At 51.7% G+C, this 25,233-nt stretch carries 23 protein-coding genes; 8 read left to right on the top strand and 15 right to left on the bottom strand.

Translation table 11 applies throughout. The features are described 5' to 3' along the window. The first annotated feature begins 189 nt into the window (after positions 1 to 189). Positions 190 to 1,413 (top strand): alanyl-tRNA editing protein, encoded by a 1,224-nt coding sequence (locus tag GCWU000342_RS09435; RefSeq protein WP_006907207.1) that lies wholly within the window; start codon positions 190 to 192, stop codon positions 1,411 to 1,413. Between the two features lie 180 nt (positions 1,414 to 1,593). On the opposite strand, the gene GCWU000342_RS09430 is transcribed toward GCWU000342_RS09435, so the two are convergent. The 4 genes from GCWU000342_RS09430 to GCWU000342_RS09415 all read right to left on the bottom strand — a co-directional run bounded on the left by GCWU000342_RS09430 (position 1,594) and on the right by GCWU000342_RS09415 (position 6,040). After that, complete coding sequence (locus GCWU000342_RS09430) at positions 1,594 to 2,946, bottom strand: sensor histidine kinase (protein WP_006907205.1); 1,353 nt, start codon at positions 2,944 to 2,946, stop codon at positions 1,594 to 1,596. Positions 2,947 to 2,948: 2 nt separating this feature from the next. Next, on the bottom strand, positions 2,949 to 3,620 hold the full coding sequence (locus GCWU000342_RS09425; protein ID WP_006907204.1) for a response regulator transcription factor: 672 nt from the start codon (positions 3,618 to 3,620) through the stop codon (positions 2,949 to 2,951). Between the two features lie 103 nt (positions 3,621 to 3,723). Then, on the bottom strand, positions 3,724 to 4,398 hold the full coding sequence (locus GCWU000342_RS09420) for a GTP pyrophosphokinase (RefSeq protein ID WP_006907203.1): 675 nt from the start codon (positions 4,396 to 4,398) through the stop codon (positions 3,724 to 3,726). 193 nt (positions 4,399 to 4,591) lie between these two features. Beyond that, positions 4,592 to 6,040 (bottom strand): alanine/glycine:cation symporter family protein, encoded by a 1,449-nt coding sequence (locus GCWU000342_RS09415; RefSeq protein WP_006907202.1) that lies wholly within the window; start codon positions 6,038 to 6,040, stop codon positions 4,592 to 4,594. Positions 6,041 to 6,363: 323 nt separating this feature from the next. Here GCWU000342_RS09415 and GCWU000342_RS09410 point away from each other — a divergent pair, with 323 nt between their 5' ends. Continuing rightward, positions 6,364 to 8,046: a phospho-sugar mutase gene (locus tag GCWU000342_RS09410; protein WP_006907201.1), complete on the top strand. Its 1,683-nt coding sequence runs from the start codon at positions 6,364 to 6,366 to the stop codon at positions 8,044 to 8,046. A gap of 239 nt (positions 8,047 to 8,285) precedes the next feature. On the opposite strand, the gene uidA is transcribed toward GCWU000342_RS09410, so the two are convergent. From uidA to GCWU000342_RS09395, 3 genes are all read right to left on the bottom strand, one after another. Continuing rightward, the gene (uidA, locus tag GCWU000342_RS09405; RefSeq protein WP_006907200.1) at positions 8,286 to 10,139 is read right to left on the bottom strand and encodes a beta-glucuronidase; all 1,854 of its coding nucleotides are present in this window, start codon (positions 10,137 to 10,139) and stop codon (positions 8,286 to 8,288) included. Between the two features lie 99 nt (positions 10,140 to 10,238). Continuing rightward, complete coding sequence (locus GCWU000342_RS09400) at positions 10,239 to 10,601, bottom strand: TM2 domain-containing protein (RefSeq protein WP_049921722.1); 363 nt, start codon at positions 10,599 to 10,601, stop codon at positions 10,239 to 10,241. Between the two features lie 121 nt (positions 10,602 to 10,722). Continuing rightward, positions 10,723 to 12,216 carry an MFS transporter gene (locus GCWU000342_RS09395; RefSeq protein WP_045001014.1) on the bottom strand — a complete coding sequence of 498 codons (1,494 nt, stop codon included), beginning with the start codon at positions 12,214 to 12,216 and terminating at the stop codon, positions 10,723 to 10,725. A gap of 400 nt (positions 12,217 to 12,616) precedes the next feature. On the opposite strand from GCWU000342_RS09395, the gene GCWU000342_RS10050 reads away from it, so the two are divergent. Together GCWU000342_RS10050 and GCWU000342_RS09385 are read left to right on the top strand one after the other, a co-directional pair. Continuing rightward, positions 12,617 to 13,810, top strand: coding sequence for a helix-turn-helix transcriptional regulator (locus GCWU000342_RS10050; protein WP_049921720.1), 1,194 nt, complete (start codon positions 12,617 to 12,619; stop codon positions 13,808 to 13,810). Positions 13,811 to 14,001: 191 nt separating this feature from the next. Then, positions 14,002 to 15,381, top strand: coding sequence for a sodium-dependent transporter (locus GCWU000342_RS09385; protein ID WP_045001012.1), 1,380 nt, complete (start codon positions 14,002 to 14,004; stop codon positions 15,379 to 15,381). A 197-nt stretch (positions 15,382 to 15,578) separates the two neighbouring features. Here the strand turns inward: GCWU000342_RS09385 and GCWU000342_RS09380 are convergent, their stop codons facing one another. The 6 genes from GCWU000342_RS09380 to GCWU000342_RS09355 all read right to left on the bottom strand — a co-directional run bounded on the left by GCWU000342_RS09380 (position 15,579) and on the right by GCWU000342_RS09355 (position 20,466). Next, complete coding sequence (locus GCWU000342_RS09380) at positions 15,579 to 16,223, bottom strand: ABC-2 transporter permease (RefSeq protein ID WP_006907193.1); 645 nt, start codon at positions 16,221 to 16,223, stop codon at positions 15,579 to 15,581. After that, a complete protein-coding gene (locus GCWU000342_RS09375; RefSeq protein WP_045001010.1) occupies positions 16,220 to 17,071 on the bottom strand; it encodes an ABC transporter ATP-binding protein in 852 nt (283 codons plus the stop codon). The genes GCWU000342_RS09380 and GCWU000342_RS09375 overlap by 4 nt, the downstream gene beginning before the upstream one ends. Positions 17,072 to 17,076: 5 nt before the next feature. Beyond that, positions 17,077 to 17,448: a GntR family transcriptional regulator gene (locus GCWU000342_RS09370; protein ID WP_006907191.1), complete on the bottom strand. Its 372-nt coding sequence runs from the start codon at positions 17,446 to 17,448 to the stop codon at positions 17,077 to 17,079. Positions 17,449 to 17,629: 181 nt separating this feature from the next. Then, positions 17,630 to 19,126: an ABC transporter ATP-binding protein gene (locus tag GCWU000342_RS09365; protein WP_006907190.1), complete on the bottom strand. Its 1,497-nt coding sequence runs from the start codon at positions 19,124 to 19,126 to the stop codon at positions 17,630 to 17,632. Positions 19,127 to 19,129: 3 nt separating this feature from the next. Continuing rightward, positions 19,130 to 19,858 (bottom strand): energy-coupling factor transporter transmembrane component T, encoded by a 729-nt coding sequence (locus GCWU000342_RS09360; protein WP_006907189.1) that lies wholly within the window; start codon positions 19,856 to 19,858, stop codon positions 19,130 to 19,132. Further along, complete coding sequence (locus tag GCWU000342_RS09355; RefSeq protein WP_006907188.1) at positions 19,855 to 20,466, bottom strand: MptD family putative ECF transporter S component; 612 nt, start codon at positions 20,464 to 20,466, stop codon at positions 19,855 to 19,857. Before GCWU000342_RS09355 ends, GCWU000342_RS09360 begins: the two co-directional genes overlap by 4 nt. A 203-nt stretch (positions 20,467 to 20,669) precedes the next feature. On the opposite strand from GCWU000342_RS09355, the gene GCWU000342_RS09350 reads away from it, so the two are divergent. Together GCWU000342_RS09350 and GCWU000342_RS09345 are read left to right on the top strand one after the other, a co-directional pair. Then, positions 20,670 to 21,638, top strand: coding sequence for a helix-turn-helix domain-containing protein (locus tag GCWU000342_RS09350; protein ID WP_006907187.1), 969 nt, complete (start codon positions 20,670 to 20,672; stop codon positions 21,636 to 21,638). A 97-nt stretch (positions 21,639 to 21,735) separates the two neighbouring features. Continuing rightward, entirely contained in the window at positions 21,736 to 22,221 is a 486-nt protein-coding gene (locus GCWU000342_RS09345; RefSeq protein WP_006907186.1) for an acyl-CoA thioesterase, read from the top strand. Between the two features lie 202 nt (positions 22,222 to 22,423). Here GCWU000342_RS09345 and GCWU000342_RS09340 read toward each other — a convergent pair whose 3' ends face one another. Then, positions 22,424 to 22,831, bottom strand: a complete 408-nt coding sequence (locus GCWU000342_RS09340; RefSeq protein WP_045001008.1) for a hypothetical protein — start codon at positions 22,829 to 22,831, stop codon at positions 22,424 to 22,426. 383 nt (positions 22,832 to 23,214) lie between these two features. Next, positions 23,215 to 23,544, bottom strand: a complete 330-nt coding sequence (locus GCWU000342_RS09335) for a cupin domain-containing protein (RefSeq protein ID WP_006907184.1) — start codon at positions 23,542 to 23,544, stop codon at positions 23,215 to 23,217. A gap of 257 nt (positions 23,545 to 23,801) precedes the next feature. On the opposite strand from GCWU000342_RS09335, the gene GCWU000342_RS10310 reads away from it, so the two are divergent. Both GCWU000342_RS10310 and GCWU000342_RS09325 read left to right on the top strand, forming a co-directional pair. Next, a complete protein-coding gene (locus GCWU000342_RS10310) occupies positions 23,802 to 24,062 on the top strand; it encodes an ATP-binding cassette domain-containing protein (RefSeq protein WP_207635029.1) in 261 nt (86 codons plus the stop codon). A 271-nt stretch (positions 24,063 to 24,333) separates the two neighbouring features. Beyond that, positions 24,334 to 25,047, top strand: coding sequence for a TetR/AcrR family transcriptional regulator (locus tag GCWU000342_RS09325; protein WP_006907181.1), 714 nt, complete (start codon positions 24,334 to 24,336; stop codon positions 25,045 to 25,047). The last annotated feature ends 186 nt before the right edge of the window (positions 25,048 to 25,233 follow it).

Genomic DNA, 25,233 nt, shown 5'->3' with positions numbered 1-25,233 from the left:
CTGGCAAAAGATCCGGGAATCTTCTAAAATATACTTGTTCCCCCGGAATATTTCCGTTCCGTCCGGAATATCCTTGTTCCCTCCGGCGATCCGTCATGAATCTATTCCATCTCGCCGTTCTCAGGCGCAGCCGTTTTCATATATCAGTGTCGTCTCAAACACTCAGTATATCAGTATAAAGGAAAAGAAATGAATCTCTCCAGCCCTGCGACTCAAAAATTATACGACCAAAATCCTTACGGGAAAACATTCGAAGCCCAGGTCCTCTCCTGCTGCGAAGGGGAGAAATCTCACAAGGGGCAGTTCGACATCATCCTAAACCAAACTCTCTTCTTTCCTGAGGAGGGCGGGCAGACCCCGGATCTGGGTCTGCTGATCCCCCTTCCGTCTTCGCCCGATCTACCGGCAGGCGCATCTCCCCAGGTGCATGTTCTCGATGTAAAGATCAAATCCGGCGTCATCCACCATTTCTGTGACGGGCCTCTGGCCCCCGGGACCCCTGTCCGGGGAAGCATTGATTGGGAGCGCCGTTACGACAATATGCAGAACCACAGCGGAGAGCATATCTTCTCCGGTCTGGTTCACTCCGCCTTCGGTTATGAAAATGTGGGATTTCACTTGAGTGAGCGGACCTGCAGTATGGACTACAGCGGTCCTTTGACCCGTGAGGAGATCGACCGCCTTGAGACGGCGGCCAACCGGATCATCTTCGACAACCGGGTCATTGACGCTTCTTACCCCTCCGCAGAGGAGTTGGCGCAATTAGACTACCGGAGCAAAAAGGCTCTGAGCGGACCTGTCCGCATTGTCACAATCCCCGATTGTGACGTGTGCGCCTGCTGCGCTCCCCATGTCAGAAGAACCGGCGAGGTCGGTCTGCTCAAGGTGTTGCAAATACAGAGCTACAAGGGAGGAACCAGGCTTATGATCGCCTGCGGCATGCGGGCTCTGGCAGACTTTCGCCGCAAACAGTCTGTTCTGGAAGAGGTCTCTCATCTGCTCTCCTCCCCCCAGGAGGAGGCCGCCATGGCCCTTTCCAAAAAGCTTGCAGACCTCTTGGCTCTCAAAGACGCCCTACATGAGGCCTCTGCCCGCCTTCTTGCGTCTGATCTGGCGGTCCTTGATCCCTCCGCTGCCAACGTCTGCCTCTTTGAGAACGGGATCGACCCCATTCGCCTGCGCCAGGCCGTCAACCAGATGTCTGCCGCACACAGCGGCTACTGCGCCGCCTTCAATGGAAGCGATTCGGACGGCTACTCCTACATTCTTTCCATCGCTGACGGCGATGCCAGAATCCTCAATGAGCAGCTGAAGGAGCGATTCTCTGCCCGTGGAGGCGGATCCGCCGCCATGTGTCAGGGCAGTCTTCGGGCCAGCCGCCGGGATCTGGAGGATTTCTTCTCAGCGCTGTGATTTTTCTCCGCCACAGGCAGGCGCGGTCTCTGTTCTCCCTTTTCCTCTTCTCTCATCTCCTGCAGAATGCTGATTTCATCCAACTGATCCGATCCGCAAATTCATTGGCAAAGCCTGACATCGAACAACCCGCAGAATACTGATTTCATCCTGCGGTCCGGCTTTCGCATATGCAGCTTCCTAGATCCGCACAATAAAGCGGATATTTCCGTCCTTATAGTCCGCCCGGATGGATCCGCGGAACTGATCCACAACGATCCCCTGGGCCATGGACAAGCCGATCCCGTAGCCCTCCCTCTCGGAAGAGTGGGAGCTGTCCTCCCGGTAGAAGCGGTCAAAAAAGCGATTATAGTCCACATTTGCCCCCTGGGCATAGGTATTCTCGACAACCAGATGCGCTCCTCCCACCCGGTTTCTTCTGCGCAGGGAGACGACAATGCGCCCCTCGTCGTCGCAGTATTTGGCGGCATTGTCCACCAGAATATTGACCAGCTCCTTGGCCAACTTCTCTTCCGCGTGGACGTGAACGGCGGGATTGACCTTGAGTACCAGGGCCTTATGCTGCTGTTCTACAACGGGCCGGTAGGACTCCGCCGCGTCGGTCACCACAGTAGATAAGTCAATATCATGCAGCTTGATCCGCTCCTGTTCTCCCATGCGGGTCAGGGTAATCAGGTCCGCGACCAGGTCGCTGAGCCTGGCCGACTGCTTGCGAATCGACTGGGTCCACTCATTCTCGCCCTTCATCATCTCAAGCAATTCCGCGTTGGCGGAGATAATCGCGATCGGGGTCTTTAACTCATGTCCCGCGTTGGTGATGAACTGCTTCTGCGCCTCATAATTGCGAATCATGGGGTCGACAGCTCTTCTTGAGAAGGCGACTAAAAGGGCGATGATCAAAAAGGCCAGTACCCCGCTTCCAATAATCGAGAGGATCAGAACAGACCGGACCGAGTCATGATAGTTGCTGGCGTCTAAAAAGACCGTCATGGTGGACCCGTCTTCGTAACGGCTGATCTGATACTCATAGGTGGCAAGTCCCGATACAATACTCCCTCTGCTGCTTCCCTTTTTCAGCACCATAGCCGCGAACTTGCGCGCGTTTTCCTCAGACACTTCCGCGATATAGCTGCGGTTGGTCTGCGTAATCTGTCCGTCGGATCCTGTCCAGACCGTGAAAAAGCGGGTCTGCAGCAGGCTGTCACGACTCATCTGAATGTGGTGATCTCTCTGGAGCACCAGGAGAATATTGTCCGCAATAATACTGAGACCGCGCCGGATGACGGATCCTCCACTCTCCTGGTCGCCATCCGCGGTGATTACTTCTACCGATGTCCCCCCGGACTGGTCGCCCTTCTCGGCGAAATCAGGCAGGGTTCCCCCGGACTGGGTCAGATAATTGAGAACCAGATGAGCCTCATGAATATTTCTATAGTAGTTGGACACATTGATCAGAAGCAGGATCACTGCCATGACCAAAAGAATCGCCGCTGTTGCGGAACCGATAAAGCGCCTCTTCAGCTTCTTAATCATAGCTACGCCCTCTCGTGAATCCGATAGCTTCCTCCCTCGTCACCCTCAATGGCGACCTTGCCCGTAATCGCGTTAAACTTCTGGCGCAAGTAGGAAATATAGACCCAGACCAGCCCGATATCCGCCTCCTGATCATCCTTCCAGATTCGCTCAAAGATCTGCTCGGTTGAGACGTCCTTTCCCACATTCTGCAAGAGATATTCCAGTAATTTGGCCTCTTTGGGAGCCAGCCGGATGGCATTCTGTGCCCGTATTTCCTGCTGCTCCACATCCAGGGTCACATCGGCAATGGTCAGGTTTTTGGGAGAGAAGTCCTCATTTCTTCTGGTGAGAGAGCGGATTCTGGCCAGGAGTTCTCCCAGGGCAAAGGGCTTGGTCAGATAATCATCGGCCCCGGCATCCAGTCCGTCGATCCGGTCCTCTACCTCCGCCTTGGCTGTCAGAAGCAGAATCGGGGTCATATCTCCTCCCGCCCGGATCTGCCTTAAGGCCTCAACTCCGGTCATCTTGGGCATCATGACATCGAAGACCAGGCAATCATAGGTTCCCTCACAGGCAGCCTCAAGGGCTGCCTGACCGTCAGCGACGTCGACCACCTCATAGCTGTTCATGTGCAGGGCTGTCACCAGGACGCGGCGCATCTCCTGCTCATCCTCCGCAACCAGTACTTTCATGGCCTTCCTCCTTGCTTTATCCGAATCTCCGTCCGCTTAACCGCGCGCTAATCGCCCGGCCACGAACCTCCGGCTGTATATTCTCCCGACCTTCCCCGAATCTTCAGCTTCGGTTCTTGGCGTTTTCATGCCGGATCAGATCGCGAATGGTCTGCATTGTAACATCACAGGAGGCCAGCTCATCAGCGCAGCGCTTTAGCTCCGTCTCGATCAGCCTGGCATTGCCGGACACTCCCTGCTTGTAGCTAATCTCATGCTCCAGAGCGGCCCAGGAGTCCATCGCGATGGTTCTCAGCTGAATCTCCACATAGAAGTGACCCGGGCATTCCCCGTCCACGTCCATGTAAGGTTCCTCCACATCCAGGATCACATGATAGCTGCGGTAGCCATTGCCCTTGGCATGGCGGACATAGTCCTTCTCCTGAATGATTTTCGTCTGGCCCCAGGAGCGGATGCAGTCCAGATTGGCATAAATGTCGTCGCGGAAGCCACAGACGACACGGATTCCGATGGCGTCTGTCACTTCCCGCAGGGCGGAATGGGCATTGATGGGCAGACCCCGCATGGCCAGCTTTTCCCGCATGCTCTGATCCTCTTTGATGCGGCCGTCCAGATGCTCGGCGATCTTGCCGCCATGTACCTTCTCATACTCCCTCTGAGAGCTGCGAATTCGATGGAAAACATCCTCCATCACCAGGCGCAGGGTCTCTTCGTATTCTCCGTAAATACTCTCCCGGACCGGACCTTCCTCCTCTAAAATAACGTTCTCTTCTTCCATATTTATCGTCCTGTCACCCCACGCCCCCGGCGCAAAGCTTTCAATGTTTTGTCAAACCATCAGGGAAAAGCGAAGACTCCGGCTTTCATCTGAGTCCCGCATGCAGCTATTATAACAAAGAATGGAATCTCATGAATTTGTCGCCGCGCAGGTCCTCTTCCGCAAAAATTCTGCCCTTGTGTTAATCGCGCCATTACTTGTCCATGGAATCTGCAAGCTCCTGCTTTTTGTGCTTTCCCGCGGCAAAGAAGTCCCGGGTCTCCTTCACCACCACTCCGCTCAGAGCAAAAATAGCAATCATATTTGGAAGCGCCATCAGGCCGTTGAAGATATCGGCGATGGTCCAGACTGCGGACACAGTCATGTAGGGGCCGATGAAGACGGCCAGAATATAGAGCCAGCGATAGGTCAGGATAACCCTTCTGGAATTACCGGACAGGTATTCCAGACAGCGCTCCGAATAATAGTCCCATCCGAGGATGGTCGTAAAGGCAAAGAAGACCAGACAGAGCATGAGGACGAAGGAGGATACGACCGGCGCGAAGGGGAGCCCCTGATTAAAGGCATAGGTCGTCACCTGAACTCCCTCCAGTCCCGGAATCTTATAAGCCCCCGTCAGGACAATCGAGAGTCCGGTCATGGTGCAGACGACAATGGTATCAATAAAGGTTCCGGTCATGGTCACCAGTCCCTGGCGCACCGGCTCATGCGTCTGCGCGGCGGCGGCGGCGATGGGGGCGGAGCCCAGCCCGGCCTCATTGGAGAAGATTCCGCGGGCAACTCCCATCTGCATGGCAACCAGCATGGAACCCACGGCTCCTCCGGTTACGGCGGAGGGATTGAAGGCCCCCTCCACGATGACCCGGATTGCTGTCGGAACCTCTCTGATGTTGCAGATTAAAAGCATAAGGGCGAAGGCAATATAGATTAAGGCCATAAAGGGGACGATGATCTGCGCGACAGCGGAGATCCGCTTCAGGCCCCCGATCAGAACCAGAGCCACGAAAAAGGCTAAAAGCAAAGAGGCGATGACAACTGCTACCGAATAATCGCCCAGGCCCAGGAAGGAAATGTGGATGACATTCGCATTATTGGGATCAAAGAAATTGTGGATGGCAGTGGCGATTCCATTGACCTGGGAGAAGGTCCCGATCCCGAAGAGACCGACACAGACGCCGAAGAAGGCAAACAGCTTGGCCATCCAGGTCCAGCCCCTGCCCATTCCGTTCTGGATATAGTAAAAGGGGCCACCCAGGGCGTGGCCGTTTTCATCGACCGTGCGGTATTTGATCGCTAAAAGCCCCTCCGCGTATTTGGTCGCCATTCCAAGAAAGGCCGCCAGTTCCATCCAGAAAAGGGCTCCCGGGCCTCCCATGCCGATGGCAGTTGCGACACCGACAATATTTCCCGTTCCGATGGTGGCCGACAGGGCCGTGCAGAGGGCCGCGAAGGAAGAAACCTCTCCCTTGCCCCCCTCCTCGTTTCTAACCATCCACTTCAGAGCCAGGGGGAGGCGGCGAACCTGCAGGAGCCCCAGTCGAATCGTGAGCCAGAGGCCGCCGGACAGGATCAGCAGCATCAGGGGCAGTCCCCAAATCAAATTGTCAATGGTTTTCAGATTCTGGTTGATCACATGCCACATAAATCGTACTCCTCACTTGACCGCACCCGCAATTTCTTCTCTGACGAACTGTTTCTCTGTTGCGGACATTTCTTTCTCTTACGCGTACACTCTCACAAGAATAGCGGACATGCTTCATCCGGTCAACTTAAAAATACCTGCAGAAGCGCATGAGAATCAGGCACCCTCCCTTTACTTTGCCCCTTTTCTTTCCTATACTGACCTTAGTTACTGACCTTAGTTTCGGTGTGTCTTTGAGGGCGGCTTACATCTGTGCTTTTTCGCCCGATTTATGTCGACCGACAGGATCCACGCTCCGCTTACATCGAAGAAAGAAGGCTTATATGTATCAGGAAGAATATCAGCGCTGGTTGACCGCAGACCTGGAGGATCTTGATCTCAGGCGAGAGCTCCTGTCCATTCAGGGCAAGGACGAGGAAATCAAAGACCGCTTCGCCGTATCCTTGAAATTCGGCACAGCCGGCCTGCGCGGGGTTATCGGCGCAGGTACGAACCGCATGAACATCAAGCTGGTCGGACAGGCCACCCAGGGCCTGGCCAACTGGGTGAAGACCCAGGGCGGGAACCAGTCCGTGGCCATCTCCTATGACAGCCGCATCAAGTCCGATGTCTTCGCCAGACGCGCCGCCTCTGTTCTGGCGGCCAACGGGATCCGGGTCTTCATTTACGACGCTCTCATGCCGGTTCCGGCCCTGTCCTTTGCGACCCGCTACTATGGCTGCAATGCCGGCATCATGATCACGGCCTCCCATAACCCCGCCAAATACAATGGCTATAAGGCCTACGGTCCTGACGGCTGCCAGATGACTGACGATGCCGCTGCGATTGTATATGAAGAAATTCAGAAAACCGATATCCTGACCGGAGTTTCCTGCGATTCCTTCGCGGCCGGTGTCGCGTCCGGCAAGATTCAATTCATCGGCGACGACTGTAAAAAGGCCTTCTATCAGGCGATTGAAGAGCGACAGGTTCGCCCGGGTCTCTGCAAGTCGGCCAGTCTCAAGCTGGTCTACTCCCCCCTCAACGGGACCGGTCTGGTTCCTGTCACACAGGTTCTGTCTGACATCGGCATTGAGGACATCAGACTTGTTCCCGAGCAGCAGTATCCCAACGGTTACTTTACCACTGCCCCCTATCCCAACCCCGAGATCCGTCAGGCCCTGTCCTATGGTCTTGATCTAGCGGAGAAGGAAGGGGCTGATCTCATGTTAGCCACGGACCCCGACGCCGACCGCGTGGGAATCGCCATGCGCTGTCCCGACGGATCCTATGAGCTGGTCAGCGGCAACGAGATGGGCGCCCTGCTCCTCGACTACATCTGCGCCGGCCGGATTGAGACGGGCACCATGCCCGTGGATCCCGTCGCCGTCAAGTCCATCGTCTCCACCCCTCTGGCGGACGCTATCGCCAGCCACTACGGGGTCGAGATGCGCAGCGTCTTAACCGGCTTCAAGTGGATCGGCGATCAGATCGCAGGTCTTGAAGCCAAGGGAGAGGTTGATCGCTTCATCTTTGGCTTCGAGGAGAGCTATGGCTACCTGGCCGGCCCCTACGTCCGCGACAAGGACGCCGTCATCGCTTCCATGCTCATCTGTGAGATGGCTGCCTACTACCGGAGCATCGGCTCCTCCATCAAGGAGCGTCTGGAAGAGATCTACCGCAGCTACGGCCGCTACTTGAACCAGGTGGACTCCTATGAATTCCCCGGCCTGTCCGGCATGGACACCATGGCGCGGATTATGGATTCTTTCCGGTCCGCTCCCCCCAGGGACTTCGCCGGAATTGCCGTGACAGCTGTCCACGACTATGAGAAGAGCGAGGAGACGGGTCTCCCTAAATCCAATGTCTTAATCTATGAGTTGGAGGATGGTTCCAGCCTTGTCATTCGTCCTTCCGGCACCGAGCCCAAGATCAAGAACTACTTCACCACCAGGGGCAAAGATCTGGCTGAGGCTCAGGCCAAGAAGGATCTTCTTGCCTCCGCCATCCGCCCCCTGATGAAATAGGATTGGCTTCCCGCAAGTCCTGTCAATAAAACTAAATTAAAACCCCCGCGAAGCTTAATCATCAATCAGGCTTCGCGGGGGTTTTTCTTAATTCATGACCAACGCATGATCACAGAGCTCTCGCACGGTGCGTATTCCATCACGTATTGCAATTGAATATTCGCCGGGCATACCTTCCACCGTCCATAACAACGGAGTATTCTCAATTCGCGTATTCAATCATCGCCCGGCGACTGGCCTTAATCCTTGTAATCAAAGTCGGGAACCGCATGCCAGCGGTCACGGAAGAAATGGGCCGCCAGTTTGGGCTTGCGGTCTCTGGTGAAGAGCCCCTTCTTATTGCCCTGGATACGAAGTATGCTCTGAGAAGTCGCAAAATCCGCGAAATTCCAGACCTGCTCTCCAGTGACACAGGGGTAGTCATCCATAACAGCCAGGTTCATCTTGTAGTAGTCCAGCTGATATTCCTCCGTGTACATGACAGGCGTTGTATCATGCATGCCCATCACCGTATCAGCGCCAAACTCCGTGAAGACAAGCGGCTTTCCCAGCTTCTCCCACTGATCCATCTCCGCTCTCATCTGCTGTGCCGACCATTCCAGATCAGGCGCCCCGAAATACCAGCCATAGTAGCGGTTGAGACAGATGACATCGGACAATTGAGCCGAGACATCCGTATCAGGGCCTCCGGCCATCTGCACAGATACCAGGGTGACAGGCCGCTTCTGAGGATCCAGTTCCCGTGCCAGATCAAAGAGAGGCTTGAAGTATTCATACGCACCCTGACCGGATGAATCCGGTTCATTGGCAATCGACCATAGGACAACGCAGGCGTGGTTTTTGTCACGGGCAATCAAATCGCGAATGACCTCCCTGTGATGCTCCTGGGTCTTCACTCCATGCTCCGGGTCGAAGGTTCCCACCTTCTTGCCTCCGAAATTGGCTCCGCCGCCAAAGAGGTAATTGATTCCGACTGCCGTAGTCTCATCGATGACGACAATTCCCTCCCGGTCGCACTGACGCATCATCTCCTCGGAATAGGGATAGTGGGAGGTGCGGAAGGAATTGGCCCCCTGCCATTTCATGATCGAGATATCCCTGGTATTCATTGCCAGGTTGATCCCGCGGCCGTGGGGGAAGGTATCCTCATGCTTGCCGTAACCCTTGAAGTAAAATTTGCGGCCATTGATCAGAAAACGGTTGCCAACCACCTTGACCGTGCGGATTCCATAAGGAAGTTCATAGATATCTTCTCCATAGCTGACCCGGATCCTGTAGAGATAGGCGTTCAGAGGCCTCCACAGCCTGGCCTGCTCAATGGTAAGCTGACCGGACAGGCCATTTGCCTCGGCGACCTTGTTTCCCTCTTCGTCATAGACCTCCACATGCGCATCACGGGCCAGGGCCGGATCCTCCTGACCGCCAACGGCAACCGTATAATTCAGAAGCGCTTTTTTCCCATCCGCAATCGGCCTTGTTCCATCTTCCCCGTCGATCTGACTGGTCACAGTCAGATCTGCAATATACTGTCCGGGCGTCGTGTAGATGCGAACGGTTCGGTTAAGACCCGCGTAATTGAAGAAGTCAAAGTTGGGTCCCGGATGCTTGGGCTCTGGAGAAGCTCCCAGATTGCCGCCCAGCATATTGCCTATCATCCCGACCGGCAGGGTTGTATTGTCAATAAAATTATTGATTGCCACGGTCAGAAGGTTATCCTCTCCCTCCCTCAGATCATCCGTAATTTCCACTTCAAAGGGAAGAAATCCTCCCTGATGCTCTGCGATCAACCGCCCGTTCAAATAGACATTGGCATGATGGGTCGCCGCGTCAAAACGCAGCATGACTCTCTGCTTTGCCATGAAGGCCGGAAGTGAGATCCTGCGCTGATAGAAGACCCAGCCATGGTAATCGCGGAAGTCGCTTCCATCCTTGAGATCATTAAAGGATGCAGGTACCGGCATCGTCATGGGGTCTTTCAGCGGTTTTTCATACCATTTCTCAGCAAATCCCCTCTCCTCGGGGTCTAACTGAAAGTCCCAGATTCCGGCCAGATCTTCAACCAGACGGGATGGAGTCATGATAGGATACAACATAGTTACCTCTTTTCTTTCCTGATTTTCTCAATTTTCGTTCATATCATTCTTTGTCTTCTGGATGACGGATTCTTGGCCATCGCCGGGGAAGAACCCGCGCTAGACCAGAATACAGCCTTCTTCGTCCGTCTGCTTGGGCAGGGCCTCCATCCAGTCCACCAGGCCAAAAGCCAGCGGCAGTCCGGTCCAGCATAGGGAGAGATAGACCAGGCCCCGCACCGGATGGCGTGCATAAAACTGATGGACGCCAAAGACAGATAAGAGACAGAGCCAGAGATAGGTCCTGCGCCGTACCGGATTCCTGCTGACATGCCTGTCTTTGAAGGTATAATAACGGGCTGTCCAGCGCTCAATCAGTCCTTGCTTGTCCTGGATGCCATGCTCTTTCTTCAGAGCTGCCAGCTCCTGCTCTAAGCATACCAGTTCTCCGACCTCAGCCTGGGTCAATCTTCTCTTAGCCACTGCCTTCTCCTCTCTGTCCGCCTCTATTTCAGCCTTCGTGTCCGAGAATGACACCAAGGCTATCGGCCCTTACAGACATCTGAACCAGCAAATGCGATTCTGCCTTTCTCCCTGATATCGGTCATGAGTCCACCTGAACCGTTTTCTTCTCCTCCTTGATCTGGGCGATCTGCCTGCGTACCTCCTCCATTTTCTCCGCCGTCAGTGGATAGAACTTCATGGCAATCAGGTTGCAGATCAGTCCGAAGACAATCAATCCGTACATGAGGAATACGCCGACCACCTTCAGTTTCAGACTGTAGGGTGTATCTACATCCGGCATCACATCCTTAAATCCAATCGACGCCAGGCAGATGGAAGCAATAAAGGGCGCAAAAGACGATACCAGCTTGTCCACAAAGGAAAAGAGCGTTCCCATCAATCCGGGTACATATTTCCCAGTCCGATAGGTCTCGAAATCCGCGCAGTCTGCCGTCATGGGAATGACAATCGATCCTGCCACATTCTGAAAGCCGCCGGTGAAAATGGTCAGAACCAGAAGTGCAACCGTGAAGAAACTGAATCCGACAAATCCCTTATTTCCAGGCAGATTCAGAGTTCTGGGATCCCCCAGCATCCAGAGAGCAATCAGGGCGATATTCCCGAAGAGCGCCAGCCAGCTGGAGGTGACCATTGCCCTGCGCTGCCCAAACTTCGTCGCGATATAGCCCAGACCGAGGAAGATAAAGATAATGTTTCCGATCGCCGTGTAGAGAGTAAATGTCCCTGACAGAGCGTAATTGCCGGCCACCACACCAAACATAATGGTCGTCACGGCAGCAGTCTTGGCTGTCGCCCCCAGTTTGTCCGTGGATGCAGCCAGAACCAGCATCTGGATGGCCCGGTTGTGCCGGATCGTCTCAAAATAGTCACGAAAAGTGACCCGAATGGCCTGACCCGTCCCATAGTACTTCTCCTGATCTTTGGGCCAGATGGAGATGACCGCGATTACCGTAAAGACAGCGGAAACAGATGCCACAATCATCCAAAGCTCCTTATAGAGCATAATATCCTTGGTGAAGCCCCCGTACTTCTTGGCCAGACCTGCTATGAACATCTGTCCCCCCGAGAAGAGAATCAGGTTATAAATCGCATCAAAAACCGAGAACAGAGGTCTTTGCTTTGGATCATTGGTCAGGCAGGTCTGCGCGGCTTTGGTGACAACACACTGGCAGGTATAGCCCAGATAGTAGATGCAGTTGACTGCGATAAACCAGCCTACCCGCAGGGCTCCTGCGGGAATCACAGGCGTCACAAAGATCATCAGAAAGGCGCAGAAGGCCAGGACGATATTGCCAATCACCATAAAGGGACGATTTTTCCCCAGCCTGCCGTTGGTTTTATCCAGCAGATAGCCCACAAAAGGATCCGTGACCCCGTCCCAGATACGCATAATCATGGAAAAAGATCCGGCCAGAACAACTCCCAGGCCAACCCATCCGTTAATGTAATAGGCAATAAATGACATGAGCAGCAACCAGATATTGGTCGCCGTATTATTGAGGGCAAAACCACCGATCCTCCAAATCGGCACACGGTGGATTCCTCCCTCGCGATCATACTTGCTGTTTCCCATACTTTTCTCTCCTTTTCCATATGCGGTTCTAAATGCGACGCAGATCTGCAGGATTTCTTCCCCCTCAGCAGACCCGACTTCCTTTCCTATTATTGAAAATATCGGTTCCAATAATCTATAACTAAATTTTTCTTTTTGCTATTTTTTGTAAATATCCTTATATTTAAATCAGGCTGTTGGAGGGTTTAAGTCTTGAAGATGCTTGAAGCATTTGAAATCTTTAGTGAAAAGCTAAGTTGAAGTCCTATCTATAGCTTTATCCTTAGACTGGATTCTCCAGACTTCATCTTGAGTCTTGTTCTGAGACCTTATCCTGGGAATTCATCCTGAACCTGTCTTGAGACCTGTCTCTGGCTTTATCTCAATTCCCGGATTTCCCTGATCGGAGGTAGAAGCAGCGATGTTTGAAACAAATCTTCTCAATCTCTTCTTTGACTTTTTAGACCGGCTGGAAATTCGCCGCCGCATTCTGCATGCCCCTTACCAATGGGATGACAGCTACGACTTCTCCTTCCGCCAGAATCTGGGCCTGGCCATGAAGGACTTCGACCGCTTCTTCTCCTGTCCTGACCAGCTCTGCATCATCACGGATGAGCTCAACTGCCACTATCTGGTTCTCCCTCTCCCCCGAAGCCGCCATCTACTGGCAGGGCCATATCTGACCCAGTCCCCGGACTTTCTTCATATGCAGCAGCTGGCCACCCGACTTGGAATCAAGGATGACAGGAAGATGGACCTCTCCTCCTTCTATATCCATTTTCCCAGGGTTCTGGAGCGAGGGGAGTTCGAGTCCTTCCTGCACGCCTTTTCAAAGTCCTATCTTGGTCGGGATGATTTTGCGCAAATTCGCCTTCCGCTGAGTCTTCCCCGGCCAACCGATCTCCTCTCCGTTCAGGGACGCAAGACAGAACAGGCTGCTTTCTCCCTGCTGGAAGACCGGTATGCCAAAGAGGCGGAAGGCCTGCGCTATATTACAGAAGGCAATGCTTCAGCTGCCGAAGCGGCATTTACCGACCACGTCTTTGACAGTCTGGAGAATCGCGCCCCCTCCAGCTTGCGCAGCAACAAGAACTATCTGATCGTATGCAACACGCTCTTTCGCAAGGCTACAGAAGCCGCCGGCGTTCACCCCTACTATCTGAATGAGATCTCCCGCAAATTTGCTATCCGTATTGAGAACATGCAGGAGCTCCCTCAAAACTATTCCTTTCGACGAGACATGATTCACCAGTACTGCAACCTGGTACAGAGCCATCGGAGCGGCGACCAGTCTGAGCTGATCAGCCGGGTCAACAATTATATCGACGCAAACCTGGACGGAGATCTGTCTCTGCAGTTCATCGCCAACTACTACTCTGTGAACAAGTCCTATCTGTCAACCCGTTTCAAAAAGGAGATGGGGCAGACCTTAAGCTCTTATATCCTTGACCGCAGGCTCGATCGGGCTATCTACCTGCTCAACATCGATGCCGGCAGTATTCAGGAGATCGCTGTCGCATGCGGCATCCCGGACCTGTCCTACTTCACCAAGCTCTTCCACCGTGAGAAGAAAATGACTCCAAGCCAGTACCGAAAGATCATCCGGTCATCCTGAATTCCCTGTGTTCTGAGGCTCTGCCTGTGTTCCACTACCTGAGACCGCGTCAATGTCCTTCCAGCCTTCCTTTCCCGCTGGCAAAGTGCTATGATATGTGCTAATTATTTGCAAAAACATCTGACAATCCCCTTGTGTTTTATCACATGGGATTTGATATCCTGTCATTCAAAAGAATTGGAAAAGAGGTTATGAACATGAACAATCAACGCTCCAATTTTTCCGGCAAACTGGGCTTTGTCCTGGCCGCCGCCGGTTCCGCCGTCGGCCTTGGAAACATCTGGCGCTTCCCCTATCTGGCGGCCAAGTATGGCGGCGGCATTTTCCTGCTGATTTACCTGATCCTGGTGGCCACCTTCGGATATGCCATGATTGTCTCCGAGTCCGCCATCGGACGCATGACCCAGAAATCCCCCGTCGGCGCCTTCAATATCCTGGGCAAGGGCAAGGGGCATGGCTTCTTCTGCTTCGGCGGCTGGCTCAACGCCATCATCCCGATCATCATTGTTCCCTACTACTCCGTGATCGGCGGCTGGGTCTTCAAATACCTCTGGGAATATCTGACCGGCGGCGTACACCGCGTCGCAGACGACAGCTTCTTTAGCGATTTCATCTCTAACTCTGCCTCGGCTGAATTCTGGTTCATCCTCTTTACTCTGGTGACCATCGGAATTATCTTTGCCGGCGTAGAAAACGGCATTGAGCGCGTCTCCCGTATTATGATGCCCCTACTGGTGCTTCTGGCGGTGATCGTCTCCATCTACTCTGTTACCAGGCCCGGAGCTATGGAGGGCGTCAAATATTTCCTGATCCCTGATTTCGCCCACTTCTCTTGGATGACGATCGTAACTGCCATGGGGCAGATGTTCTACTCCCTCTCCATCGCCATGGGAATCCTGATCACCTTCGGCTCTTATATGAAGAAGGAGGTCTCCATTGAGGGTTCCACCTCTAATGTTGAGATCTTCGATACGGCGATCGCGATTCTGGCAGGCCTGATGATCATCCCTGCTGTTTTCGCCTTCTCCGGCGCGGACGCAGCCGCAAATCTCAAGGCCGGTCCCTCCCTCATGTTCATCATGATTCCCAAGGTCTTTGATTCCATGGGACTGGGCCAGTTCGGCGGCATCGTCTTCTTCCTCCTGGTTCTTCTGGCCGCAATCACTTCATCCATTGCCCTGGCAGAGTCCGCCGCTTCTACCTTCCAGGATGAGCTGGGCTGGGGGCGCCGCAAGGCGACTATTGTTGTCGCTGTCATCATGCTGGCCCTCGGCAGCCTCTCCTCTCTTGGCTTCGGTGTCCTGGGCAACATCAAGATCATCGGCATGGACTTCCTTGACTTCTTCGACTTCCTGTCCAACTCCGTCATGATGCCCATCGCCGCCTTCGCCATCTGCATCCTGGTTGTCTATAAGGTTGGCGTTGACCGGATTGCGGAGGAGGTTACAGTCTCCGGCAAGTTCCGAAGACGTAAACTCTACAATTTCGTCATCAGATATGCCGCTCCCCTCTTTATCATTATCATCCTGATCTCATCGATCCTGAACGCCTTCGGCATCGTCAAGATGTAAGCGTAGCTACGAGCAGGGTAGACACAACAATAAAAAAGCACCGCCGACCAAGCTTGCTTGGGGAGGCGGTGTTTTTTTATTGTTGTAAGTTATCCGGCGACAGCCGGATAACGAAAGATTGCGAAGCAATCTTGAGTCTACCCGTGGATAAAAGCTGTCTCCCGACCGAGCTTGCTCGGGAAGACGGTATTTTTTATTTAAAACTCCTTGTCCTTCATAATTTTAACACTTACTCTCATGGATATCAGAAACAGAATCCAGGCTACAACCATCGCAAGAGCGGCCAGCCCGCCTATACTCATCCTGGAGAGACTGTACTTCACATTTGCCACAAGCATGGGAACCGCTTTTGCAGCCACAATCCATATCGCGGAAAGGGCCCCAAATGCCCCGATCAGAGCAATCCTTCCCATCTCACCGCCAAATTTCAGCTGAAATGGTATGGAAGCCGCCTGTATGACAATCACGGCAGAAAGAATGATCAAGGCAGCCGGCATAACATCAGAAATGTTCACTGTCCCCTTCCATATGCTGACACAAATGCCAAAGACAATTGCAAGAAGCCAGGCACCACCGCAAATTAAGAATGTGAGCAAATATTTTTCAGTGACATAATTTGCGCGGCTGACAGGTAATGTGAACAGAAAGGCGTTCCCATTGTCCAGCGCGTCATAGCTTATCGTGCTCAGTACAAACAGGGACGAAATAAAGGACATAAAACCAATCGCAAATGTCGTGTTTCCGTAGAAAACTACATTGACGACAGAAATCGTAATCATGATGATAAAAAAGAGCTTTTTCTCTTTCATCATCTTAAAATCTTTTATCAAGAGTCCCATCATAATTTCTCCCCTCTTATCATCATCAAAATCACTTCATCTATTGTTCCCTGATCAATCGCCACTTCCGGATAGTTTTCAATATAATACTGCTTCTGTCTGGTCAGACAGCTGTATCCATAGGCTTCCTTTTTAAAACGCAGAATATATTGTTTATCTATTTGGGAAAATTGTTCCTCTGTCACCTTCAGCAGGGCATAATCACTCAGCAAAACATCCGTATCTTCATGCAAAATCACTTTCCCCTCGTGAATCATATAAATATCGTCACACAGGGTCTCCAGGTCGCTTGAAATGTGCGAGCTGATGAGAATAGACCGCTCCTCATTCTCTTCCATAAATTTCCGCAGCATTTCCAATAATTCATCTCTGGCGATGACATCAAGCCCCAAGGTCGGCTCATCCAAAATCAACAATCTCGCATCGTGGGAAATTGCTATCAGCACCTTCAGCTTAGCCTTCATCCCCGTTGAAAAGTCATTGATTTTTTTATCCGTCGGCAATTGGAATCTACGCGCCTGGTCCATGAAGGAGGAATCGTCAAAGCTCTTGTACAGGCTTTTCATAATCGGGATCAGGTCCTTTATCGTTAAATATCCGCCGAATCCGGAATCTGAGAGGACAACACCCAGACTTTCTTTATCCTCAGCTGTAAACTCCCGCAGATCCTTTCCGAGAATATTGATCTTCCCGCCATCCGCAGAGATCAATCCCAAAACAGCCTTAAATGTAGTGCTTTTCCCCGCTCCATTTTGCCCGATCAAACCGGTGATATAACCTCTTTTGACTTCCAAGGAACAATCCAGAGAAAAGTTCCCATATTGCTTTTTGAGATGTTCTATTTTCAGCATCGCCATCACTCCTTTAAGATCAATTCAAAAAGATCTCTGATATCCTCATCACAAATCCCACAGGATCTTCCCTTTTGCACTGCACGCTCTAAATCTCTTTCCAGTTCTTTTTTCTGCTCCTCCAGCAAAAGCTCTGTATTAATTGCCGCAACATAGGTTCCCTTCCCGTGAATTGTTATGGTAAATCCTTCCCTTTCCAGGTTGTCATATGCTTTTTTTACGGTCAGAGCGCTGATTTTTAATTCCCTAGAAAGCGCCCTTACTGACGGAAGATTGTCATTCTCCTTTAATTCTCCATTTCGTATCAGTACCTTGATCTGATCTTTAATCTGCTCGTAAAACGGCACCATCGATGATGCATTTATGATGATCTTCATTGTCCTCCTTTCTTGTTCGCAAACAGTATATAACAGTATAAAACTGTTTGCAAGAAAAATCAGATGACAGCTACCTCCGGGTGCGCTAAAAAACGCCTGCAACGCAGCAGAGCTTGCTGCAATACAGACGCGTCGTTATCTTCTTTCATGTCAATGGAGCGCACCGCGAATGACAACGGAATCACATGTCCTTTTTCCCCACGGCAGAAAAGAAGAGCTGCCGCATCTCTTCCCTCCTGTCCGCACGGCACTTGAAATCACGGCTGATTTCACCATCGGAGAGAACAAGCATGCGGCTGCATGTCCTGCATAAAAATTCATAGTCGTGCGTGACAACAAATATGATTTTTCCCTGTTTGGAAAGGCTGCGGATAATTTCAGCGACCCTTGTCATGCTTTCATAATCCAGCCCGCTGGTAGGCTCGTCAAAGACGATCAGTTCTTTTTGGCAGACCTGCCCCACGGCGACGGCCACCCTCTGCTTTTGTCCGCCGGAAAGCGTGCCGGGATGTTGTTCGGCAAAGGGTGTCAGTTCCAACGCGTCCATCGTTTCCGCGACTAAGTCCGCGTCCGGGTTCTTTATTCCGAAGGAGCATTCCGCTTCTACGCTCTCCGCAAAGAGCTCATAATTCACATCCTGCATGACCATATAGGAAATTTTCTGCCGCTTCTTTGGGGAGATACCCCTGCCATCCCATAAATAATCCCCTTTGATCCCTTTGTGCAAACCGCAAAAGGCCCGTGAAAATGTTGTTTTGCCCGCGCCGTTTTTCCCGACAAGAGCAATCACCTCGCCTTGTGAAATCTTTACATTGATATTTTCTATCACAGGCGTTTTCCTGTAGAAGAGGGAAACACCCTTCATCTCCAGCCTCGTTTCCCCCTCTTTCCCCGCGATCACGTCGGGAGTCTCCTTTTGCAGATCCGTCGCTCGAAGGCCCATGGCCCGGCGTTCTTCATCCGTCAAGGTCAAAAACTCACCGGCGGAGTAAATCTTTTTTATCTGTCCCTCATCAAATACAATGATCCGGTCAGCGATACCCATCAGATAATACAGCCGGTGTTCGACGATCAAAATGGTCTTTCCCTGGGACTTAAGCATTTTGAGATGAGCCCTTAAAGCGTCTATCGTCTCCATGTCCAGATTAGAGGACGGTTCATCCAGCAGATAGACGCGAGGGTTCATAGCGTATACGGACGCAAAAGCAATCTTCTGCTTTTCTCCTCCAGAAAGAGAAAAAATATTTCTTCCGCGAAGGTTTTCAATTTCCAGGTCCTTTGCGGAGGCAGCCACCCTGTCCTCAATCTGCTCTCCTGGCAATGCCTGGTTTTCCACGCCGAAAGCGATCTCACTGTCTGTATCCACATTGAAAAACTGCGTCCTGGGGTTCTGGAATACCGAACCGACAAGAGACGCCGTTTCATACATTGGCATTTCCGGAACACTTCGCCCGTCGAGCAGAACTTCCCCCGTCAGCTTGCCGGGATAAAAATTGGGGACAAGCCCATTGACAAGACGCGTCATCGTGGTCTTGCCGCATCCGCTTTTCCCACAGAGAAGGACGCATTCCCCCTCAGCTACTGTCAAATTAATGTCACGCAGATCATCCCTTCCATGGATCCCCTCCTGCTCCCTGCGCGAGTCATACGAAAAGGATACATGCTTAAACTCAATCATACCCTACACGATCCTTCCCCAACAAAAGCCCAAAATAAGCACGCAGGCCGCAAGGACTACGGCAATCCAATCCCTTCCCCGGAACCGAATCTGAAGAAGGCTGGTACGCGGCTTTGGATTCTCTATCCCACGCGTGACTGCGGCGGCAGAAAGCTCATCGGCCGCATTGGAAGCCGTCATCAGCAAGGGGACATAAAGACATTCCACCGTCATAGCCGGATTTCTCAGAAAACCCAAAAAGGAAGGAGTCACATCCCTGAGCCGCATGGCGTCTTTGATATAAGCCCAGTCTTCACGGACTGAGGGAATATATCGAAGCATGACTGCCAAAGGAATAACCACATGATTGGGAATATGCGCCTTATTCATCGCGGTCAAAAATTCATTTACCCTCGTCGTGGAAAGAATCACACTCGCCAAAAAAGCGCAGGGGTAGACAGCGTAAAACAGGCCGAGCCATGATGTAAACACGGTATAAAACGCCCCCTTTTCAAGCGACATGACAAAGAGGGTCAGCATATAGAAGGCGCCATAAAAAGCCGCGCAAAAAAGCGACCTGCGAACTTTTCCGCTTGCGCATCCGAACAGGGCAATCGCAAGAACAAGCAGGCTCTCATACAAAAGGGAGGAGGCAATGGTTGCTGAAATCACGCACAGAATCAGTATGATGATTTTTGCGCGGGGATCAAATTGCAGACCGAAGCTCTTTTGGACACTTGCATCCCGGCTCATGCGGTTATTCCCGCCTTTTCAAATTGCTTCCTCAATAACCTGCTGCCGACAAAACCGCTGAAGAGGGCGACAAGAACCGTGCCTGCCAGCATGGTCACCAAAACCCACTGGTTGACTGATGCCGCCATGGTATCCAGATACTCCCGCGGCGTCCCTTTCTCTAGCATTCGGCTCACCCATGCCTGCGGATTGATAAAATAGGCGAGATAGGACCCGGTTTCCCCGAGGCAGAAAACAATATAAGAGACAATGTTGATTTTTATATTCTTATAGCGTCTACTCCATGCCACCAGCTCCGCCAGCACACTGCCAACCAGATACCCGATGGTCATGGCAATATGCATGCCAGTCACATAGCAGAAGATCGCCATCAAAAGTCCGGCAGTAAAGATCGGTCCGGTTTTCGGCACCTTCGCGATCAGTAAAAGATATACCGGTCCGGCAAGAAGTGATGCGCCCACCGGAAAATAGAAGGTCAGAGTCGGCACCATCGCGAATGGCCCTCCGCTCAATGTGATACAGATAAAAATGATCGCGGAAAAAACGCCAACCGTAATAAGATCTTTGACTGTAAGTTTCTGTTTCCTGCTGTTTGTTTCGCTTGCCATAACAAATATCCTTCCTTATACGCGTACCGATTGAAATTTAGAAATCCAAGATACGCCGATAGAGACGCTGTGATAATATATTGTTAGAAGCCACTAACTATAGGTATCGTATAAAGACAGGGAAAGCGAAACAATATCGTTAAGCGTTCTTCGTCCGATATGTATGATTTTATGTCTGATATGTATGATTTTGGAGTAATGACATGGAAATCAGCGAATTTTACAGGGAATGGCTTACCCGCAGCGGATTTGTTGAAAGTAAGCCTTCTCCTGACTTTGGCCCTTCCGGAAAATTGTATCTCGCTCCAGAGGACGCAGCCTGTGGATATTACTGGGTCTATGGAGAAAAAAATTTATTTGATATTAAAATTCATGATTTCTATTTCTTCGAAGACAGCTTCATATCTCTTGACACGCCGGAATGTTTGAGCATTACCTACTATGATTCTGTGTCGGGGGAGGAGTTGACTCCCTACCGCCGATTAACTGCGGGATGTGTCAAAACCTTTCACGGAGGACACGAGACCTATAAAGCTATGATTCACAGGAATATTCCGATCCGTTCCGTTGGGATAGAGGTTTTTCCCGCATATTATGAAACATATCTGAGGGAAAGCTATCCTGATGACTACCTCCCTCCGCATGAGGCTTTCAGCCGCATCGGGCAGACGCTCGACTTCCCGGAGATGTCTCAGCTTTTGCGACAGGTATGGGCTTATAAGGGAGAGGGCATATCGGCAAAGTTGTTCTATGAAGCCAAGGTCGCGGAAGCCGTTTCTCTTGTCTATGAGCGCGGAAAAAAATGCAAAAAAGATCCTCATGCCAGAATATCCGGTCAGGACATGGATGCCTTGAGCAGCGTCACTGCCTATATCAACGATCATTTTAATACAGAGCTCCCCCTTGCTACGCTTGCGCGAATCGCCTGTATGGGCACAACAAAGCTGAAGACCTCTTTTAAGCGCATCTATCACTGCACCATTTCCGAGTACATCCAACAGCGTCGTATGAGCCACGCGGAAATGCTCCTGACATCTACAGAGCTTGCCATTGATCAGGTTGCTTCGGCTGTCGGCTACTCCAACGCGGGAAGATTTGCGGCAAGCTTTAAAAACAATACCGGGCTGTTTCCGGCGGAATATCGCAAAATGTCGCGCAGGACAGGCGGATGATCCCATTTCAATCTTACATTTGCGGTATAATATCCCTGTCAAGCGATGGAATACCTGCTCCGCATGTATTCCATTGTCATAAACAAGGAGGCAATTCATGCAGGAAACAAGACCCTTGCGCAGCGTGGCCTACTCCCAGGTGGAGAACATGCACGTGCTGCGCCATGAAAATATCAATGGCACCGGCAGGCTCTATGGGGGGCAACTGCTCTCCTGGATTGATGAGACCTCCGCCACAGTGGCCCAGCGCCATTCCGGCAGAATCATCACCACAGCCTCCATTGACCATCTGGAGTTCAAGCGGGGAGCCTATCTCAATGACCTGGTCGTCCTGGTAGCACGCCTGACCTATGTGGGCAACGCCTCCATGGAAGTAGAGGTCGACTCCTATGTCGAGGACCATCAGGGCTTTCGCCACATGATTAACCGTGCCTTTCTCACCTATGTCTCTATTGACGAGAATGGAAAACCTGTTCCCATCCCCTATGGACTTGAAATTAAGACAGAGGCCGAACGGGCCCGCTATCAGGCCGCTCTGGCCCGCAAAGAGCACCGAATTCTCCGCAGGAGTCAGGGCTTCTGATCCGTCCGCAACGATAGATGGAAGGCTGCAAACATTGGCCTCAAAAAGAGCATCCGCAGGAATTTGCAAATGCTTTGCAATTATATCTTGACAGAAAGCTTATCTTTCAGCGTGAAATACCTGTGGGATAACTCTTGCCTTTCAGCTCGCAGCTTTTCCCGTCGTGTATATCGCTCTAAAAATCCTGCCGTGTGCAGCGAAATTACATAGAGAAGAATCCAAAGCTCTTAAACTTAAGTTCACCATCTCCGTTAAAGTGAAGATAAAGAGCTGACTTCCCCGGCTGAACCGCAATCGGGATCAGATAATTCTGCCAGTCCGGATTCCTGACCTCAAGATCAATCTCCCCCAAAACCTTCTTCCCGCTTTCATCCGCTGTAACCAGAATGTCCCCCGCGTACTTACCTGACAGTTCCAGATAAAGCAGATCCTGGTCTGTAAATTCAAAGGAAGGGTAACCAAGGACGCTACCCTTCCTGACATGCGCAAGCCAATTCTGTGCCGGCTCCTCTTCCAGGATCGCCGCCGGATATGTTCCGTCTCCGGTAAGGGTCTCCTTCTTTGCCACACGCTCCCTGAGCGCCCCATAAATATTGTAAAATTCTCCCATCATTTTCTCCTTGTTATGTCACGAAAAGACTTACCCGTCAACCTGACTCGGATCCATCCCGTGAAGTCACCATTCCGATTATAACCGACAGATAGCCGGATACGTTAATTATGCCATATCCTATTTCCTTGTACACGTCTCTTACGGCAGCTTTCAAAGAACACGTAAACCGTCCTTCTGATCAGCAACCAACATTCCCATTCCAAATCCACGGATCAAAGTCGCATGTCACCGGGAGTGCCACACAAAAAGAGACCATGCCCTGGCACAGCCTCTCATCGCAAACCTATAAATTTACCAACAGGGTGAATTACCTTCACAATCGATTCTTACAGTGCCGAAATCATACTTGCGGCATTTACATCAAGCTGCAAAGAGCTCGCTTACTCCTTCTCGATAACCAGGGCCATGATAAAGCGACTGTCGCCGGTGGAGAGCAAATGCTTGCCGCCCTTATCGAACTTAAACTGATCGCCGGCCTTCAGCACATAGTCCCTGCCCTCGTAGCTAAGATTGGCCTGCCCTTCCAGGGCGAAAATCATAGCATCGCCCGGCGCCGGATGCTCAGGCAGTACAGAATTCTTATCAAATGCCAGAATCGCGAATCTCATGTGATCGCTCTCGACGATTTTTAAGAAATTAACCTCTCCCTCTTTAAATGAAACCAACTTTGCCAACTGAAGGACCTGACCTGCGTCAACACCATGCATCATATAGATCTCCTTTCCGGGCGAATTGACGTCCAAAAACAGAATCTGTGTTCCGCGCAGATTCTGTTGTAAATCAAATCTGTAAAGGATCTTTTCTCTCCCTTACAGATACAATCATAGTTCATCAGAAAATCAATTCTGTTGGAATTCAAACATTTTTGGATATTTTTCATTTCTCTCTTGCCTTCTTTTGTTTACGGTGTTAACATTATGGCGCCGGTAAAGTTAACGATGTAAACTTGTTAGTGAAAGAAGGAATCATGAATGATACAAAAACGATGTCCCCTCTTGTGGACCTGCAAGGTGTGAGCAAGGCCTTCGGAGAACACCATGTTCTCAAAGGCATCGACCTTCAGGTACATGCGGGCCAGGTACTGGGCTTGCTCGGAAAAAACGGAGCAGGTAAGTCCACGCTCATCAACATCATGTGCGGCATGCTCCCGGCGGATGCAGGCCGTGTACTTATTGGCTCCCGCAGCCTTTCCGGCGGTACAGACCATCATTCAATCCTTCTTTCATGAGAAGACCTGGGGAATGTGGCCAAGACTAAAGATGTCCGCGGCATCAAAAGGAGCTCTTCTGGGCGGTAAGGCCTTCGTCGCCCATCTCGCGTTTCTCGCCGGCCTATTGGGCTCTTGACGCCGTACATGCGGTAAGCCTGGACGGCGCCTCGATCGCGGACATCCTTCCGCAGGTCGGCATGCTTGCCGTCTTTCTTATCGTCATCATTGGTGCTATCATACTAAACTATATGGTAAGAAGCGTTATGTCAGCACAAAAGTAGGAGCTACTATGTCAAAAGGCGAAAGGGCGGGTACTCGTATGCATATGCTCACACGAGACGATATCATCTCTGCCTCTCTGAAACTGGTGGATGAAGAGGGTCTGAATGCCCTGTCCTTTCGCGCCCTTGGCAAGCGTCTGGGCGTGTCCCAGACGGCATTTTACCGCCATATCCCCGACAAAGCTGCCCTTCTGGACGGTGTCTCAGAGAGGATCTGGCGCCAGACTCTCGAGAGGCTTCTCGCTACGACCGCTCCAGGCGCCGAGACCAGAAGCTCCGCCGAAAGCTGGCACTCTGTCATGCTTTCCTATGCGCGTACGCTCCGCCGCACACTCCTTGCCCATCCCAACGCCGTGGAACTCGTCCTGACACACCCCATCGCCACTGCAAGATCGTTCTCGCTGATTGCACAGGTACTCGTTGCGTTTGATGCCGCGGGCTTTCAGCATCCAGACCATATGCTAGCGCTCTTCACCTCGGTAACTGTGTACACAACAGGCTTTGCGGCCGCTGAGGCGGCTCCTCCTGCCGGTGGTGAGGTCACTAGCCCCTTGGCGGGTTTCAATGAGGCCCTATCCTCGATGTCTCCTGCAGACAGACAGGCCCTTGAGGGTCTGGTCGGTCAGGTGATGACCGGCAGCTGGGATTTTTCCTCACAGTTCGAGGTCGGTTTGCAGGCTCTCTTGCGCGGCTGGGACACTGAAAACAGAGATATGTCCTGACCTTTTCCCTATCCGCAATATTATGAAGATGCTCTCTGACCCAGATTCTGTCATGAATAGGAGCTTGAGACACTTTTTATCAACCCATTTCGTTCTATAGCTCTGTTTTGTCCACCTTCAAAGTTCCCTAGAAAAAGATTGAATCCCCTCAATCCCTTGTAAATAAAGGGATCAAGGGGGTTTCTA

The sequence above is a fragment of the Shuttleworthella satelles DSM 14600 genome (genome assembly GCF_000160115.1).
Lineage (GTDB): Bacteria > Bacillota > Clostridia > Lachnospirales > Lachnospiraceae > Shuttleworthia > Shuttleworthia satelles.
This window is presented reverse-complemented; position numbering and strand designations above follow the sequence as displayed.